We start from the raw sequence: 15796 nt of genomic DNA on the forward strand, positions 1-15796 counted from the left end.
AAAAACTAGAGGGGGCAGAAAAAATGAATGATTTATCGACAATGAGCAGCTTGTCAAAGGAAGAAATTTTACAGCTGATTGAAGAAGCATGTGCATTGAAAAAAGGGAAACAGGAACATGGTTTAGCAGGTGAATTTGTAGCGAACCTCTTCTTTGAACCAAGTACAAGAACGCGTTTTAGCTTTGAGGTGGCAGAGAAGAAACTTGGAATGAATGTGCTGAACCTAGACGGAGCAAGTACCTCTGTTCAAAAGGGAGAGACCCTTTACGATACAGTGAAAACACTTGAATCCATCGGAGTCAAGGCATGTGTCATCAGAGACAGTACCGACGAATATTACAAAGAGCTGATTGGGAAGGTCGGGATTCCAATCATTAATGCGGGAGATGGCTGCGGTCAGCATCCTACCCAATCATTGCTGGATTTGATGACGATCTTCGAAGAGTTTGGCGGTTTTGAAGGCTTAACGATCTCGATTCATGGTGATATCAAACATAGCAGGGTGGCAAGGTCCAATGCTGAAGTCCTCGCAAGACTAGGAGCGACAGTGCTCTTTTCAGGACCAGCATCCTTCCAAGATGAACAAAACCCTCATGGAACGTATGTCGAAGTGGACGAAGCCATGAAGCGGTCTGACGTGGTGATGCTGCTGAGAATTCAGCACGAAAGGCACTCAGAAAAGATGGGCAATGAGGGTTACTTATCGACTTATGGATTAACAGTAGACAGGGCAAGCAAAATGAAAGAAAGAGCGATTATTATGCATCCAGCACCAGTAAATAGAGGTGTTGAAATAGATGATTCATTAGTAGAGTCAAAACAGTCAAGGATTTTTAAACAAATGGAAAATGGTGTGTATATCCGAATGGCTGTGTTAAAAAGAGCTTTTCAAAATAGCAGACTACATCAAAAAGGGAGAGATTCTGTCTATGTCATATCTCATTAAAAACGGTTTTATCTTAACAAGCACAGGGGAAAGAGTGCAGCAGGATATTAGGGTAGAAGGAAAAGTGATTCAAGCAATGGGTCACTTAGAAAGAGAAGACGGAGAAGAAGTCATTGATGCAGCAGGGCTATTTGTATCACCAGGTTTGATTGATCTGCATGTGCATTTAAGAGAGCCAGGCGGCGAGAAAAAAGAAACCATTGAAACAGGTTCTAAGGCAGCAGCAAGAGGCGGGTATACGACCATTGCAGCGATGCCAAATACACGGCCAGTTCCAGATACAAAAGAACAAATGGAATGGCTGATGAATCGAATCAAAGAGACCTCATCTGTAAGAGTACTGCCATACGCTTCCATCACGACGAGACAAATTGGCGAAGAGATGACAGACTTTGCAGCGTTAAAAGAAGCGGGCGCTTTTGCCTTTACGGATGACGGTGTAGGTATTCAAACCGCAGGCATGATGTACGAAGCAATGAAAAAGGCAGCAAGCCTTGATCAAGCCATAGTGGCGCACTGTGAAGATAACTCACTCATTTATGGAGGATGCGTTCATGAAGGAGACTTTTCAAAAGCAAATGGGTTAAACGGGATACCGTCAATTTGTGAATCGGTGCATATTGCAAGAGATGTCCTCTTAGCAGAAGCAGCGAATTGTCATTATCATGTATGCCATATCAGCACAAAGGAATCCGTCCGAGTGGTACGCGATGCAAAAAAAGCAGGCATTCGTGTGACGGCTGAGGTCTCGCCACATCACCTTCTCTTATGTGATGCAGACATCCCAGGTCTTGACACAAACTATAAAATGAATCCGCCGCTCAGAGGAGCAGAAGATCGCGAGGCACTGATCGAGGGACTTTTAGATGGCACGATTGATTTTATTGCCACAGACCATGCACCGCATACAGAAGAAGAAAAAAACGAAACGATGCAGAGGGCACCTTTTGGGATTGTCGGACTTGAAACAGCGTTCCCGCTTCTATACACACGTTTTGTGAAAACAGGGGAATGGACATTAAAAGAACTTGTTGATTATATGACCATCAAACCAGCAGAAGCCTTTGCTCTTCCATACGGAAAGCTGGAAGAAGGTCAAATCGCTGATATCACACTGATTGATTTAAACAAAGAAATGGCAATTGACAAAAAAAGCTTCTTATCTAAAGGACAAAATACACCGTTTGACAAATTGACTGTATCAGGATGGCCGGTCATGACACTTGCATCTGGGAAAGTCGTTTATGAAGAGGGGAGACTAGTAAAATGAAGAGACGCTTAGTGCTAGAAAACGGAACAGTATTCGAAGGAACAGGCTTTGGTAGCTTAGAACCGTCAGTCGGAGAAGTCGTCTTTAACACAGGGATGACAGGCTATCAAGAAATTTTGTCTGACCCGTCGTACTGTGGACAAATTGTCACACTCACTTACCCGCTGATCGGCAACTACGGCATTAACCGTGATGATTTTGAATCGATCACACCGTTTGTGAAAGGGCTGATCGTGAAAGAGCTTTGTGAAAAGCCTTCAAACTGGCGCTCTTCATACTCACTTGATGAGTATTTAAAAATGAAAAATATCCCGGGTCTTAGCGGCATTGATACACGCAAGCTCACGCGCATGATTCGAAGTGCAGGTACATTAAGAGGAGCTTTTGCAGGACCGGATGAACAAGTAGAAGACGTTGTGAGCCGCCTTCAAACGATGCAGCTACCAACAGATCAAGTAAGCCAAGTATCTGTGAAAAATGCGTATCCAAGCCCAGGAAGAGGAAAAAGAATTGTGCTTGTCGATTTCGGCATGAAGCATGGCATTTTGCGCGAGCTCAATAAGCGAGACTGTGATGTCATTGTGGTGCCATACAATATCACGGCAGATGAAGTATTACAGTTAAAACCAGACGGCATCATGCTTTCAAACGGACCTGGAGACCCAGTCGATGTACCAGAAGCAGTTGAAATGATTCAGCAGTTGATTGGAAAGGTACCACTCTTTGGTATTTGCCTAGGACACCAGTTATTCGCGCTTGCGTGCGGCGCAAGTACAGAAAAAATGAAATTTGGGCATAGAGGATCCAACCATCCAGTCAAAGAACTAGCAACTGGCAAGGTAACCTTGACGTCTCAAAATCATGGCTACACGGTTAGCGCCATTAATGAAGACGTGCTTGAAGTCACACATATTGCGCTAAATGACAACACCATTGAAGGATTAAAACATAAAGAAGCACCAGCATTCACTGTCCAGTATCACCCAGAAGCATCACCGGGTCCAGAAGATGCGAACTACTTATTTGACGAGTTCATGGACATGATTCATACAACTGAGAAAGAAGGGGAAGAAGTATGCCAAAACGCGTAGATATCAAAAAGATTTTAGTGATCGGTTCAGGTCCAATCATCATCGGTCAGGCAGCGGAGTTTGACTATGCAGGCACACAGGCTTGCTTAGCGCTAAAAGAAGAGGGCTATGAAGTCGTTCTTGTGAACTCTAACCCTGCGACGATCATGACGGATACAGAAATGGCCGATAAGGTATACATCGAACCACTGACACCAGAATTTTTAACACGAATCATTCGAAAAGAACGTCCTGATGCGATTTTGCCGACACTTGGCGGTCAAACTGGATTGAACCTTGCTGTTGAATTATCAGATCTTGGTGTACTCGCTGAATGTGGTGTTGAAGTACTAGGCACCAAGCTGTCAGCTATTCAAAAAGCAGAGGACAGAGATTTATTCCGTAATCTAATGAATGAATTAAATGAACCTGTACCAGAAAGTGAAATTATCCATAACCTTGAAGAAGCGATGGCATTCACAGATCAAATCGGTTTCCCGGTCATTGTTAGACCAGCCTATACACTAGGCGGAACAGGCGGCGGAATTTGTACAAATGAGCAAGAATTAAAAGAAATCGTCGAGAATGGACTGAAGTTAAGTCCGGTGACACAATGTTTGCTTGAAAAAAGTATCGCAGGCTTTAAAGAAATTGAATATGAGGTCATGCGTGACAGCGGAGATCATGCCATTGTGGTTTGTAACATGGAAAACTTTGATCCTGTCGGCATCCACACAGGTGACAGTATCGTTGTGGCTCCAAGTCAAACGCTAAGTGATCGTGAATATCAGCTGCTTCGTAATGTGTCACTCAAGTTGATTCGTGCACTTGGCATTGAAGGCGGATGTAACGTACAGCTGGCGATTGATCCAGACAGCTTCCAATACTATATTATCGAAGTAAACCCCCGCGTGAGCCGTTCTTCTGCTCTTGCGTCTAAAGCAACTGGATATCCAATTGCAAAACTTGCAGCGAAAATCGCAGTCGGCCTAACACTTGATGAAATGATGAACCCAGTCACAGGTAAAACATATGCAGCGTTCGAACCAGCACTCGACTATATCGTTTCAAAAATCCCGCGCTGGCCGTTTGATAAGTTTGAATCTGCCAACAGACGACTTGGAACACAAATGAAAGCAACGGGTGAAGTCATGGCGATTGGCCGCACATTAGAAGAGTCTCTTTTAAAGGCTGTTCGTTCACTTGAAGCGGATGTGCATCACATTGAATTAAAAGACGAAGCGGACATTACAAACGAAGTGCTTGAAAAGCGGATTATCAAAGCAGGAGATGAGCGTCTGTTTTATATCGCTGAGGCGCTAAGAAGAGGCTATACCGTCGAACAGATTCATGAATTCTCGAAAATTGATTATTTCTTCCTTCATAAGCTGGAAGGCATTATCGCATTTGAAAAGACACTAAAAGAAAACAAAGGCAATGTAGACGTTTTAAAAGAAGCGAAAGAAAAAGGTTTCTCAGATATTTATATTAGCCGCGAATGGAATATGAATGAGGCAGATGTCTATAACCTAAGAACAGAAGCAGGCATCGTTCCTGTGTATAAGATGGTGGACACATGTGCGGCAGAATTTGAATCAGAAACACCATATTTCTACAGCACATATGAAGATGAAAATGAATCCGAACGAACAGATAAGAAAAGTGTCATCGTGCTAGGCTCAGGTCCAATCAGAATCGGACAAGGGGTTGAATTTGATTATGCGACCGTTCATTCAGTGTGGGCAATCAAACAAGCAGGCTATGAAGCCATTATTATTAACAACAACCCTGAAACCGTCTCAACAGACTTTAGTATTTCAGATAAGCTCTACTTTGAACCACTCACTGTAGAAGATGTGATGCACATCATCGACCTTGAACAACCAGAAGGTGTCGTTGTTCAGTTTGGCGGACAAACAGCGATTAACTTAGCAGATGAATTATCAAATAGAGGGGTTAAGATACTTGGAACATCGCTTGAAGACCTTGACCGCGCGGAAAACCGTGACAAGTTTGAACAAACATTAGAAACTCTCGGTGTGCCGCAGCCAAAAGGTAAGACAGCAACGTCTGTGCCAGAGGCAGTAGCGATTGCGAATCAAATAGGTTACCCCGTGCTTGTCCGTCCTTCCTATGTATTAGGCGGCCGTGCAATGGAAATTGTGTATCAAGAAGCTGAGCTCCTTCACTACATGGAGAATGCGGTGAAAGTCAATCCGCAGCACCCAGTGCTCATTGACAAGTATTTGACAGGAAAAGAAATTGAAGTAGATGCTGTGTCTGACGGAGAAACGGTTGTCATACCAGGCATTATGGAACACATTGAAAGAGCCGGAGTTCACTCTGGAGACTCCATTGCGGTCTACCCGCCGCAAACTTTGTCAGAGGACATCAAAGCGAAAATCGCAGAATACACGATTAAACTCGCAAAAGGCCTTAACATCATTGGGCTTTTGAACATTCAATTTGTTCTATCAAAAGGAGAAGTGTACGTACTTGAAGTGAATCCGCGCTCAAGCCGGACTGTCCCATTCTTAAGTAAAATTACAGGCATTCCAATGGCGAACTTAGCTACAAAGGTTATTTTAGGAGAAAAACTGAAAAACTATGGCTACCAAGAAGGGCTTCATGTTGAGCAAGAAGGCGTATATGTGAAAGTTCCAGTCTTCTCTTTTGCAAAACTAAGAAGAGTAGATATTACACTAGGGCCTGAAATGAAATCAACAGGTGAAGTCATGGGGAAAGATGTCACAATCGAAAAAGCCCTCTACAAAGGGTTGATTGCATCAGGCATTCAAATTCCAAAAGACGGAACGGTTCTCCTGACAGTGGCTGATAAAGATAAAGAAGAAGGACTTGAGATTGCAAGAAGATTCCATTCCATCGGCTATCATATTTTAGCAACAGAAGGAACAGCGAATTACTTAAAACAAGCCTCCATTCCATCAAGTGTTGTCGGCAAAATAGGAGAAGAAGGAAAGAATCTGCTGGATGTCATTCGAAATGGTGAAGCCCAATTTGTCATCAACACCTTAACAAAAGGAAAACAGCCGGCAAGAGACGGCTTTAGAATTAGACGTGAATCTGTTGAAAATGGTGTCGCTTGCTTAACGTCACTAGATACAGCGGAAGCGATTTTAAGAGTGCTAGAGAGCATGACATTTAGAGCAGATGAAATGCCAGAAGTGAAAACGAATGCTGAGGTGACAGTAACGATATGAAAAAAGCATACTTGACGGTCGTCTCAAACCGAGAGATCGCTGATCATATTTACGAAATGACATTAAAAGGTGATCTTGTTGAATCCTTTCAAACAGCTGGACAGTTTCTTCATATAAAGGTCAGTGAATCCATGACACCGCTGCTGAGAAGACCGATCAGTATTGCCAACATTCATGCCGAAACGCAAGAAGCAACCATCATTTACCGCGCAGAGGGAGAGGGCACAAAGCTCCTTTCCCAAAAGCGGGCGGGAGAGTCAGTCGATGTGTTAGGACCGCTTGGAAACGGCTATGACCCTACAGTCGTTCAGGCCGGACAGACCGCATTATTAGTCGGTGGAGGAATCGGTGTGCCTCCGTTATATGAACTGTCTAAGCGGTTAACGAAAAAAGGCGTCATCGTAAAACATGTTCTCGGTTTTCAATCGAAAAAGGATGTATTTTATGAGGAGATGTTTCAAGCGCTCGGAGATACATTTATCGCAACCGTTGATGGAACATATGGCTCGAAAGGTTTCGTGACAAATGTCATTGAAGAGAATGAGCTGGACTTTGATGTCTTGCTTTCCTGTGGACCGACACCTATGTTAAAAGCACTAAAAGACTCTTATCCCGATAAGCCTGTCTATATTTCAATGGAAGAACGAATGGGCTGCGGAATCGGTGCATGCTTTGCTTGTGTCTGTCATACCGATCAGCACGAGAAACCGTACGTTAAAGTTTGTCTGGATGGACCTGTTTTTAAAGCGGAGGAGGTGGCGCTATCATGCTAAACATCGAATTACCCGGCTTATCTTTAAAAAATCCAATCATTCCTGCATCAGGCTGTTTTGGATTTGGAAAAGAATTCGCATCATTATATGACCTTTCCTTGCTGGGCGGCATCATGATTAAAGCCACGACCCTTGAACCGAGATTTGGCAACCCGACACCTAGGGTAGCTGAGACAGGAGCCGGTATGCTGAATGCGATTGGTCTCCAAAATCCAGGTCTAAAAGGCGTGCTTGAACATGAATTACCTTGGCTTGAGCAGTTCGATACCCCTATTATTGCCAATGTTGCTGGATCACAAGTTGATGATTATGTTGAAGTAGCAAAGCAAATTAGTCAAGCAAGCAATGTTCATGCCCTTGAACTGAATATCTCGTGTCCGAATGTGAAAACAGGCGGAATTGCCTTTGGGACCGATCCAGAAATGGCGGCTACATTGACAAAAGCCGTTAAGGAAGTTTCCTCCGTTCCTGTTTATGTGAAACTGTCACCTAATGTAGCCAATATCGTTGAGATTGCTAAAGCGATTGAATCGGCTGGAGCGGATGGACTCACCATGATCAATACCTTGATTGGGATGCGTTTAGATTTAAAAACAGGCAAACCCATTCTTGCCAATAAAACAGGTGGATTATCAGGTCCTGCTGTAAAACCTGTTGCCATCCGAATGGTGCATGAGGTCAGTCAGGCCGTTTCTATTCCGATTATTGGGATGGGCGGCGTGCAAAGCGCTGAAGATGTACTTGAATTTTTACTAGCTGGCGCAAGTGCGGTAGCTGTTGGGACAGCCAATTTTGTGAACCCATTTATTTGCCCGGAAATCATTGATGAACTGCCGAATGTGTTAGCGGCTTATGGGTATTCATCTGTAGAGGAATGCATCGGAAGGAGCTGGAAACATGAAGCACTTGCCCATCATCGCGCTTGATTTTCCATCAGGACAGGAGGCGCACGCCTTTATAGATCGTTTTGAAGGCACTCCATTATTCGTAAAGGTCGGCATGGAGCTGTTTTACCAAGAAGGTCCTGCCATTATTGACGCACTGAAAGAAAAAAATTGCCGTATTTTCCTTGATCTGAAGCTTCATGACATTCCAACAACTGTGCAAAAAGCGATGAACAGGCTTGCTGCACTTGGTGTTGATTTGGTGAATGTGCATGCAGCCGGCGGGAAAAGGATGATGCAGGCGGCTTTAGAGGGGCTTGAAAGCGGAACCCCTGCCGGCCAAAATCGCCCGGGTATTATTGCAGTGACCCAGCTGACAAGCACGTCAGAAGATATGATGAAAAAAGAATTACTAATTAACCGCCCGTTGCAAGAGGCTGTGCTTCATTATGGACAATTGGCATATGAAAGTGGACTTGATGGTGTGGTGTGCTCTGTTCATGAATCAAAACAGCTTCATGAACAAATCTCTCCTTCCTTTCTCACTGTGACGCCAGGAATTCGCTTACCAAATGATCAAACGGATGACCAAAAGCGTGTGGCGACACCTGCCTTTGCCAAAGAGCAGGGTGTTTCACAGATTGTTGTGGGAAGATCGATCACAAAAGCCACAAACCCAGTGGAAGCTTATCAACAAATTTTGAAAGAGTGGGAGTGACTGCCGGATGAAAACGAAAATCGCGAAGCATTTATTACAAATCAAAGCTGTCTCTTTAAAACCAGACGAACCATTTACATGGGCGAGCGGTATCAAATCACCGATTTACTGTGACAATCGCCTCACCTTGTCTTATCCTGAGGTCAGAGGAGACATTGCGGAAGGTTTAAAAGACTTGATTCTCACTCATTTTGAAGGAGCGGAAGTTGTCGCAGGTACAGCTACAGCTGGCATTCCTCATGCGGCATTAGCAGCTGATCGTCTGAACGTACCGATGTGTTATGTAAGAAGTAAACCAAAAGCACACGGAAAAGGAAATCAAATTGAAGGAGCCGTATCACCTGGACAAAAGGTGGTTGTCGTAGAAGACCTCATCTCAACTGGAGGCAGCGTTCTTGAAGTTGTTGCTGCTCTTGAAGAAGAAGGCTGTGACGTACTCGGAGTTGTTGCGATCTTCACTTATGGACTGCCAAAAGCAGCTGCGGCTTTTCAAGAGAAAAACATTCCCTATGTCACGCTGACAGACTATGACACACTGACAGAAGTGGCACTTGAGCTAAAAGCAATCGAGCCTTCTGCTATGAATAAACTAAAACGCTGGAGACAGGATCCTTCGTCTGAATCTTGGATGGAAGAAACGGTCTAAAAAGCTTGTTTTGTTTTAAAAAAAGCTGTGCTGCACTGCACAGTTTTTTATTTGGTTAAAAATAGTAAAATAGACTCAAATTTAAATAAAAACTAATCCTATCAATAAAGTCGGGTTGACTTTTGTTTGAATTGTGTTAATATTTAATACAAATTAAAACTCTTATCCAGAGAGGTGGAGGGACTGGCCCGATGAAGCCCGGCAACCTGCGATTTGCAAGGTGCTACTTCCTGCAAAATGATTCTATTTTGAAAGATAAGGAAATCGTGAGCTTCCTCATCTTTCTTTCGGACTGAAAGAAAGTTTTTTTATTTTAACGGTGAGGAGGAAGAGGAGATGGAACTGAAACAAAACCAGGATGAGGACTTAGTGAAGCACATGCAAGAGCTGATTGGGGATATGAAATTCGGTTCAATTACGTTGATCGTTCAGGACGGTCAAGTGATTCAAGTGGAAAAAAATGAAAAAATCAGATTAAAGTAGTGCGGAGAATAGCAATAGAAGCAGTACTCCGGAAGGGGAGAAACAATGTTAACTTATGAAAATTGGCAAGAGCCGTCCATTACATTTCAAGAGGATGATTTGTATAAAGGGGCCCTATCTGTGCTGAAATGGGCGTACGGCCACTATGGTGATCAGCTCGTTTATGCATGCAGTTTTGGCATTGAGGGCATTGTCCTGATCGATCTTATTGCGAAAGTAAAAAAAGATGCAAGAATTGTCTTTTTAGATACAGGTCTGCATTTCAAGGAAACATACGACACCATTGATGCAGTGAAGGAAAGATATCCTGGTTTAGACATCGTGCTGAAAACACCTGAGCTGACGGTGGAAGAGCAGAATGAGCAGCATGGTGATAAATTATGGGAAACGAATCCTCAAAGCTGCTGCCATATGAGAAAGGTCATTCCGTTGCAAGAGGCACTATCTGGCTATCCGGCATGGCTGTCTGGTTTAAGAAGAGAGCAGTCGCCTAAACGAGCAGGTACGAACTTCTTAAATAAGGATGAAAAATTCCAATCAGTCAAAGTATGTCCGCTCATCCACTGGACGTGGAAGGACATATGGAGATATGCGTCTAGAGAGGATCTTACTTATAATCCGCTGCATGACCAAGGATATCCAAGCATCGGGTGTGCACCTTGTACACAGCCGGCATTTACTGCTGATGATTTGCGTTCTGGAAGATGGTCAGGGACAGCAAAGACTGAGTGCGGATTACATGAGTAAGGGAGCATAATGTATGGAAATCGCCGCAATTTTATTTAGCTTATTCTTTGCTTTAAATATTGGCGCAAGCGGAGCAGCTGCTTCGATGGGCATCGCATATGGTTCAGGTGCAATCAAAAAGCCAATATACGCGCTCAGCGTTTGTGCGGTTGGAATATTAGCAGGTTCAGTGATTGGCGGCGGTGAGGTCGTCAAAACGATCAGCTCCGGGATTATGCCGGAATCTGTCATCACACTTGAAATTGTGTGTATCATCATTGGCTCGGCCGCATTATCACTTTTCATAGCGAATCTCTTGGCCATTCCTTTATCCACAAGTGAGGTCACAGTAGGAGCTGTGGTCGGTGTGGCAGCCGCATATAAAGTGCTGTATGTGAAATCGATCTTAGTCATTGTCTCTTTTTGGGTGATTATTCCGATTGTTGCCTTTGTTTTTACCTTTGCTGTTGTCAAAATCATCAGATTGTTCCCTAAACGAACATTATCCAAAAAAGGTACATTGATCTTATCTGTTGTTTTGATTATCAGTGGGTTTTTAGAAGCATTTTCAGCCGGCATGAACAATGTCGCCAATGCGGTCGGCCCGCTTGTCGCGTCAGGTGTTTTATCAGTCGGGCAAGGAACCCTTTACGGCGGAATCTTTGTGGCCATTGGGGCGCTGCTTCTAGGAAGAAGGGTACTAGAAACAAACGGAAAGAAAATTACACGCTATCAAACGGGTGAAGGCATTCTATTATCGAGCACCGGTGCAGGACTTGTCATCGTCAGCTCTATATTCGGACTCCCTGTTCCCCTTACTCAAATTACCTCCTCGTCCATTATTGGGCTAGGTATGGCAAAGGGTGGACCGAACATTTTTCATAAACATGTTGTGAAAAAAATGCTGAAGGTATGGGTTGTGTCACCTTTCTTATCACTTAGTCTATCTTATTTGTTGGTAAGCCTTTTCTTAAAAGGAGACTATTACTCTATCTTTATCATGATGAGTGTACTGCTTGCTTCACTAGGTGCACTGAGTCTTATGAAGGCAGTTAAAAATGAGAGCAGCTCGATTCATGAACAGGGCGGCGGGATTTAAATATAAATCCGACTATTAACATCTAATAAATATGAACATTGAGAGGAAGATGAACAAATGAGTTTAACACCACATGGTGGCGTATTAATTAATCGAGTAAATGAAGAATTTGATCTAAGCACAGCTGCGAAAGAAATTGAGCTGGATGCCATCTCTTTTGCAGACCTTGAACTCATCGCAATTGGCGGGTATAGTCCAATTGAAGGGTTTTTAACGAAAGCTGATTATGAAGCAGTTGTCAGCAGTATGCGACTAGCAAGTGGTGTCGTTTGGTCTCTTCCGATTACTTTGCCTGTCACAAAGGAAAAAGCAGCGGAGATCAATCAAGGTGACATTGTTCGTCTATCGTATAATGGAACAGTATACGGGGTCATTGAGGTGGAAGATCAATACACACCTGATAAGGAAAAAGAAGCAGTGAATGTGTATAAAACAGATGACCGCAATCACCCAGGCGTGAAAAAATTATTTGAACGCGGTGACACGTATATTGGTGGTAAAATTACACTGACAAAACGTAGCGAAAAACCTTTCCCGCAATTTACGTATGAGCCAGAAGAAACAAGAAAACATTTTAAAGAAAACGGCTGGAAAACCATTGTCGGTTTCCAAACGAGAAACCCAGTCCATCGTGCGCATGAATACATTCAAAAGACAGCACTGGAAACAGTGGATGGTCTATTTCTAAATCCACTTGTTGGTGAAACAAAATCTGATGATATTCCAGCAGATGTCAGAATGAAAAGCTATCAAGTGTTACTGAACGGTTATTACCCGAAAGACCGCGTCTTTTTAGGTGTTTTTCCTGCTGCCATGCGTTATGCTGGACCAAAGGAAGCGATTTTTCATGCGCTTGTGCGTAAAAATTATGGCTGTACACATTTTATTGTCGGCAGAGATCATGCAGGTGTTGGTGATTATTACGGCACATACGAAGCGCAGGAGCTATTTGAACAATTTACAAGCGAAGAAATTGGGATCACACCATTAAAATTTGAGCACAGCTTTTACTGCAATACATGTGAAGCCATGGCAACACCAAAAACATGCCCACATGATAAAAGCGAACATGTCATTCTTTCAGGTACAAAGGTCAGAACGATGCTGAGAAATGGTGAATTACCACCGAGCACGTTCAGCCGAAAAGAAGTCATTGAAACATTAATCGAAGGATTAAAAACGACGGTATCTTAAAGGAGGATATGACATGAGCAACGAACATATCGTGTGGCATGATTCATCTATTACTAAAAAAGAATATCAACAGAAAAACAACCATACAAGCGGGATCATTTGGCTGACAGGTCTAAGCGGTTCAGGTAAATCGACGATCGCCAACGCAGCGGCTCGAGAGCTCTTTGAACAGGGGTACCAAGTGACAGTCCTTGACGGCGATAACGTACGCCATGGACTCAATAAAGACTTAGGCTTTTCAGATGACGACAGAAAAGAGAACATTCGGCGCATCGGTGAAGTGGCGAAATTATTTGTTGAGCAAGGAACGATTGTCATTACTGCTTTTATTTCACCATTTCAAGAAGACCGCCAAATCGTAAGACAGTTAGTCGAAGACGGAGAATTTCACGAAGTGTTTGTGAAATGTGATCTGAACGTGTGTGAAGAGCGTGATCCAAAGGGATTATATAAAAAAGCAAGAAACGGCGAAATTCCATTTTTCACGGGAATCGATTCACCATACGAAGAGCCAGCTGCGCCTGAGCTTGTTCTAGATACAGGTGAATTATCACGCGAGGAGTCAAAACAGCGGCTTGTTGAATATGTAAAAGGTAAAACGAAATAATCGCCTGATGGCAGGGGGAGAAAGCAAGATGGGGAAAGTATACATTGTTGGTGCCGGACCGGGTGATCCAGACTTAATTACGCTAAAGGCCCATAAGGCAATACAGCAGGCAGATGTCATTTTATATGATCGTCTTGTCAATCAAGAGATTCTTGCCCATGCCAAACCGGAGGCGGAGTTGATCTATTGCGGCAAACTGCCGAATCATCATACGATGAGACAGGAAGCGATTAATGAAGCGCTTGTTGCTTATGCGAAGGAAGGGAACATAGTCGTTCGTCTAAAAGGCGGTGATCCCTTTGTATTTGGCCGCGGCGGTGAAGAAATCGAATGCTTAGCTGAGCACGGTATTCCGTATGAAGTTGTCCCAGGGATTACTTCTGGCATTGCAGCCGCTGCTTATGCAGGCATTCCAGTCACGCACCGAGAATTCAGCTCAAATGTTGCGTTTGTAACAGGGCATTATCAAAAGGATGAACATTTTGAAGAAAAGTGGGAAGCGCTGGCGACGGGGATTGATACCCTTGTCATTTACATGGGCGTCAAAAACGTGGAAAGAGTCCAGCGGCTGCTTTTGAAAAATGGGCGGAATCCTGAAACCCCAGCTGCGTTTATTCACTGGGGAACGACCACAAGGCAAAACACGACTTGCTGCACGGTGGCGACACTATCTGAAACGGTTGAAAAAGAAGGGATCGAGCATCCGAGTTTAATCGTAGTAGGAGATGTCGTTCACTTTCATCAAAAGTTGAACTGGTTTGAACCAGCACTGATTGAGAAATGAAAACAAAGATGAAAAGACACGTGTGGACATCGTGTCTTTTCGTCTGAATAAAACTAAGGTCGCAAGGAGGAGTCAAATGAAACAAGCTGTCCTTTATGTTGGGCATGGAAGCAGGGTAAAAGAAGCACAGGATAAAGCCATTTCTTTTATGAAAAGCTGTATGCCGTTAGTGGAAGCAGATATCCAAGAAATTTGTTTTTTAGAGTTGACGGACCCTTCAATCGAAGAAGGGTTTGAGACTTGTGTACAAAAAGGAGCAACCCACATTGCGATCGTCCCGCTCCTCCTTTTAACTGCCATGCATGCCAAATCAGATATTCCAGATGAGATTGTGAAAGTACAAAAACGTTTCCCACAAGTGAAGGTGACATATGGAAGACCTATAGGCGTGAACCAAGAAGTCACGAAAGCGGTTATCGCAAGGATTGAAGAAGCTGGATACAAGGGAGAGCGTGCAAAAATTCTCTTAATTGGCCGTGGAAGCTCTGATCCAGATGTAAAGCGGGATGTGTTTGGCATTGCAGATGATGTCCGAAGCATGTTGCCTTGTGCAGAGGTTTTTCCGTGTTTTATTACAGCGTGTGAACCGAATTATCGTGATGTCTTAGCACAGTTAACAGTAGATGACGATACGCCTGTCTATCTCGTGCCTTATCTTTTATTTACCGGCATTTTAATGAAAGAGATTGAGAGTGAAGCGAATCAGGCGAGAGAGCGGCTGCGAGATGTCCGTGTCTGCCGATATATTGGGTTTCATCCCCATGTAAAAGCAGCTTATATTGAACGTGTGCAGGAAACCATCTTAAACAAAGAGGATGCGTTTCGTTTTCAAGGAGAAAGCCATGCTTCCAGTTCATCTTGATCTAACCAATAAACATGTGCTGATTGCCGGCGGTGGAAGGGTTGCGGCTAGAAGGACGAGTGCGCTATGCATGGAGCCATGCAGCATAACCATTGTGAGCCCTGACATTTGTGATGAAATGGCGAATCTCATTGAGACATATCAGCTGACTTGGAAGAAAAAGAAAGTTGATGCGGAAGATGTAAAGGATGCATTTTTGATTGTCGCTGCTACAGACGACCCTTCAGTAAACGAGTGGATGACGCAATCAGCGCTTCCTCATCAGCTCGTCAACTGTGTGAGCCAGTCAGAGCTTGGCAATGTGATTGTGCCAAAGGTTGTGAGGGCAGGAAAAGTGACAATCTCCATATCTACGAGTGGTGCAAGCCCAGCCCGCACTAAACAGCTGGCTGCGGCCATTGAGACCTTGCTTGAACAAGAGAATGTAGATGCACTGGATGAGCTCTATATAGAAAGAAAAAAACGACAAAGAAAGAGCCGATAAAATCTCATCTAAAGATTTAATCGGCTCT

16 protein-coding genes and 1 riboswitch are annotated in these 15796 nt (G+C 43.7%); all 16 genes read left to right on the plus strand.

Translation table 11 applies throughout. The features are described 5' to 3' along the window. The first annotated feature begins 23 nt into the window (after positions 1-23). On the plus strand, positions 24-947 hold the full coding sequence (locus V7L95_RS14355) for an aspartate carbamoyltransferase catalytic subunit (protein ID WP_212356394.1): 924 nt from the start codon (positions 24-26) through the stop codon (positions 945-947). Beyond that, on the plus strand, positions 931-2217 hold the full coding sequence (locus V7L95_RS14360; protein WP_035392124.1) for a dihydroorotase: 1287 nt from the start codon (positions 931-933) through the stop codon (positions 2215-2217). Before V7L95_RS14355 ends, V7L95_RS14360 begins: the two co-directional genes overlap by 17 nt. Next, positions 2214-3308, plus strand: a complete 1095-nt coding sequence (locus tag V7L95_RS14365; protein WP_019743288.1) for a carbamoyl phosphate synthase small subunit — start codon at positions 2214-2216, stop codon at positions 3306-3308. The genes V7L95_RS14360 and V7L95_RS14365 overlap by 4 nt, the downstream gene beginning before the upstream one ends. Further along, entirely contained in the window at positions 3293-6508 is a 3216-nt protein-coding gene (carB, locus tag V7L95_RS14370) for a carbamoyl-phosphate synthase (glutamine-hydrolyzing) large subunit (RefSeq protein WP_007499710.1), read from the plus strand. The genes V7L95_RS14365 and carB overlap by 16 nt, the downstream gene beginning before the upstream one ends. Continuing rightward, positions 6505-7281, plus strand: a complete 777-nt coding sequence (locus V7L95_RS14375; protein ID WP_144740274.1) for a dihydroorotate dehydrogenase electron transfer subunit — start codon at positions 6505-6507, stop codon at positions 7279-7281. The genes carB and V7L95_RS14375 overlap by 4 nt, the downstream gene beginning before the upstream one ends. After that, complete coding sequence (locus V7L95_RS14380) at positions 7275-8207, plus strand: dihydroorotate dehydrogenase (protein WP_017359348.1); 933 nt, start codon at positions 7275-7277, stop codon at positions 8205-8207. The genes V7L95_RS14375 and V7L95_RS14380 overlap by 7 nt, the downstream gene beginning before the upstream one ends. Beyond that, positions 8179-8883, plus strand: coding sequence for an orotidine-5'-phosphate decarboxylase (pyrF, locus tag V7L95_RS14385; protein WP_007499705.1), 705 nt, complete (start codon positions 8179-8181; stop codon positions 8881-8883). Before V7L95_RS14380 ends, pyrF begins: the two co-directional genes overlap by 29 nt. Positions 8884-8890: 7 nt before the next feature. Further along, on the plus strand, positions 8891-9529 hold the full coding sequence (gene pyrE / locus V7L95_RS14390; RefSeq protein WP_017359346.1) for an orotate phosphoribosyltransferase: 639 nt from the start codon (positions 8891-8893) through the stop codon (positions 9527-9529). A gap of 159 nt (positions 9530-9688) precedes the next feature. Beyond that, a riboswitch (SAM riboswitch) is annotated at positions 9689-9791 on the plus strand. A gap of 74 nt (positions 9792-9865) precedes the next feature. Further along, the gene (locus tag V7L95_RS14395; protein ID WP_008344920.1) at positions 9866-10012 is read left to right on the plus strand and encodes a YezD family protein; all 147 of its coding nucleotides are present in this window, start codon (positions 9866-9868) and stop codon (positions 10010-10012) included. 45 nt (positions 10013-10057) lie between these two features. After that, the gene (locus tag V7L95_RS14400; RefSeq protein ID WP_008344917.1) at positions 10058-10759 is read left to right on the plus strand and encodes a phosphoadenylyl-sulfate reductase; all 702 of its coding nucleotides are present in this window, start codon (positions 10058-10060) and stop codon (positions 10757-10759) included. 13 nt (positions 10760-10772) lie between these two features. Continuing rightward, positions 10773-11837: an inorganic phosphate transporter gene (locus V7L95_RS14405; RefSeq protein ID WP_008344915.1), complete on the plus strand. Its 1065-nt coding sequence runs from the start codon at positions 10773-10775 to the stop codon at positions 11835-11837. A 57-nt stretch (positions 11838-11894) separates the two neighbouring features. Beyond that, positions 11895-13031, plus strand: coding sequence for a sulfate adenylyltransferase (gene sat, locus V7L95_RS14410; protein WP_008344912.1), 1137 nt, complete (start codon positions 11895-11897; stop codon positions 13029-13031). A gap of 13 nt (positions 13032-13044) precedes the next feature. Next, the gene (gene cysC / locus V7L95_RS14415) at positions 13045-13638 is read left to right on the plus strand and encodes an adenylyl-sulfate kinase (protein WP_007499696.1); all 594 of its coding nucleotides are present in this window, start codon (positions 13045-13047) and stop codon (positions 13636-13638) included. A gap of 28 nt (positions 13639-13666) precedes the next feature. Continuing rightward, the gene (gene cobA, locus V7L95_RS14420; RefSeq protein ID WP_050827248.1) at positions 13667-14422 is read left to right on the plus strand and encodes a uroporphyrinogen-III C-methyltransferase; all 756 of its coding nucleotides are present in this window, start codon (positions 13667-13669) and stop codon (positions 14420-14422) included. Between the two features lie 43 nt (positions 14423-14465). Further along, the gene (locus tag V7L95_RS14425) at positions 14466-15284 is read left to right on the plus strand and encodes a sirohydrochlorin chelatase (RefSeq protein WP_340969056.1); all 819 of its coding nucleotides are present in this window, start codon (positions 14466-14468) and stop codon (positions 15282-15284) included. Then, the gene (locus tag V7L95_RS14430) at positions 15265-15768 is read left to right on the plus strand and encodes an NAD(P)-dependent oxidoreductase (protein ID WP_050827250.1); all 504 of its coding nucleotides are present in this window, start codon (positions 15265-15267) and stop codon (positions 15766-15768) included. Before V7L95_RS14425 ends, V7L95_RS14430 begins: the two co-directional genes overlap by 20 nt. Positions 15769-15796: the final 28 nt, after the last annotated feature.

Source organism: Bacillus sp. PPSBB_11, assembly GCF_038023285.1.
GTDB lineage: Bacteria > Bacillota > Bacilli > Bacillales > Bacillaceae > Bacillus > Bacillus altitudinis.

What these genes read in the sequence shown, in the direction of transcription:
- V7L95_RS14355 (WP_212356394.1), top strand. Translation starts at nt 24, where the DNA reads ATGAATGATTTATCGACAATGAGCAGCTTGTCAAAGGAAGAAATTTTA.
- V7L95_RS14360 (WP_035392124.1), top strand. Translation starts at nt 931, where the DNA reads ATGTCATATCTCATTAAAAACGGTTTTATCTTAACAAGCACAGGGGAA.
- V7L95_RS14365 (WP_019743288.1), top strand. Translation starts at nt 2,214, where the DNA reads ATGAAGAGACGCTTAGTGCTAGAAAACGGAACAGTATTCGAAGGAACA.
- carB (WP_007499710.1), top strand. Translation starts at nt 3,293, where the DNA reads ATGCCAAAACGCGTAGATATCAAAAAGATTTTAGTGATCGGTTCAGGT.
- V7L95_RS14375 (WP_144740274.1), top strand. Translation starts at nt 6,505, where the DNA reads ATGAAAAAAGCATACTTGACGGTCGTCTCAAACCGAGAGATCGCTGAT.
- V7L95_RS14380 (WP_017359348.1), top strand. Translation starts at nt 7,275, where the DNA reads ATGCTAAACATCGAATTACCCGGCTTATCTTTAAAAAATCCAATCATT.
- pyrF (WP_007499705.1), top strand. Translation starts at nt 8,179, where the DNA reads ATGAAGCACTTGCCCATCATCGCGCTTGATTTTCCATCAGGACAGGAG.
- pyrE (WP_017359346.1), top strand. Translation starts at nt 8,891, where the DNA reads ATGAAAACGAAAATCGCGAAGCATTTATTACAAATCAAAGCTGTCTCT.
- V7L95_RS14395 (WP_008344920.1), top strand. Translation starts at nt 9,866, where the DNA reads ATGGAACTGAAACAAAACCAGGATGAGGACTTAGTGAAGCACATGCAA.
- V7L95_RS14400 (WP_008344917.1), top strand. Translation starts at nt 10,058, where the DNA reads ATGTTAACTTATGAAAATTGGCAAGAGCCGTCCATTACATTTCAAGAG.
- V7L95_RS14405 (WP_008344915.1), top strand. Translation starts at nt 10,773, where the DNA reads ATGGAAATCGCCGCAATTTTATTTAGCTTATTCTTTGCTTTAAATATT.
- sat (WP_008344912.1), top strand. Translation starts at nt 11,895, where the DNA reads ATGAGTTTAACACCACATGGTGGCGTATTAATTAATCGAGTAAATGAA.
- cysC (WP_007499696.1), top strand. Translation starts at nt 13,045, where the DNA reads ATGAGCAACGAACATATCGTGTGGCATGATTCATCTATTACTAAAAAA.
- cobA (WP_050827248.1), top strand. Translation starts at nt 13,667, where the DNA reads ATGGGGAAAGTATACATTGTTGGTGCCGGACCGGGTGATCCAGACTTA.
- V7L95_RS14430 (WP_050827250.1), top strand. Translation starts at nt 15,265, where the DNA reads ATGCTTCCAGTTCATCTTGATCTAACCAATAAACATGTGCTGATTGCC.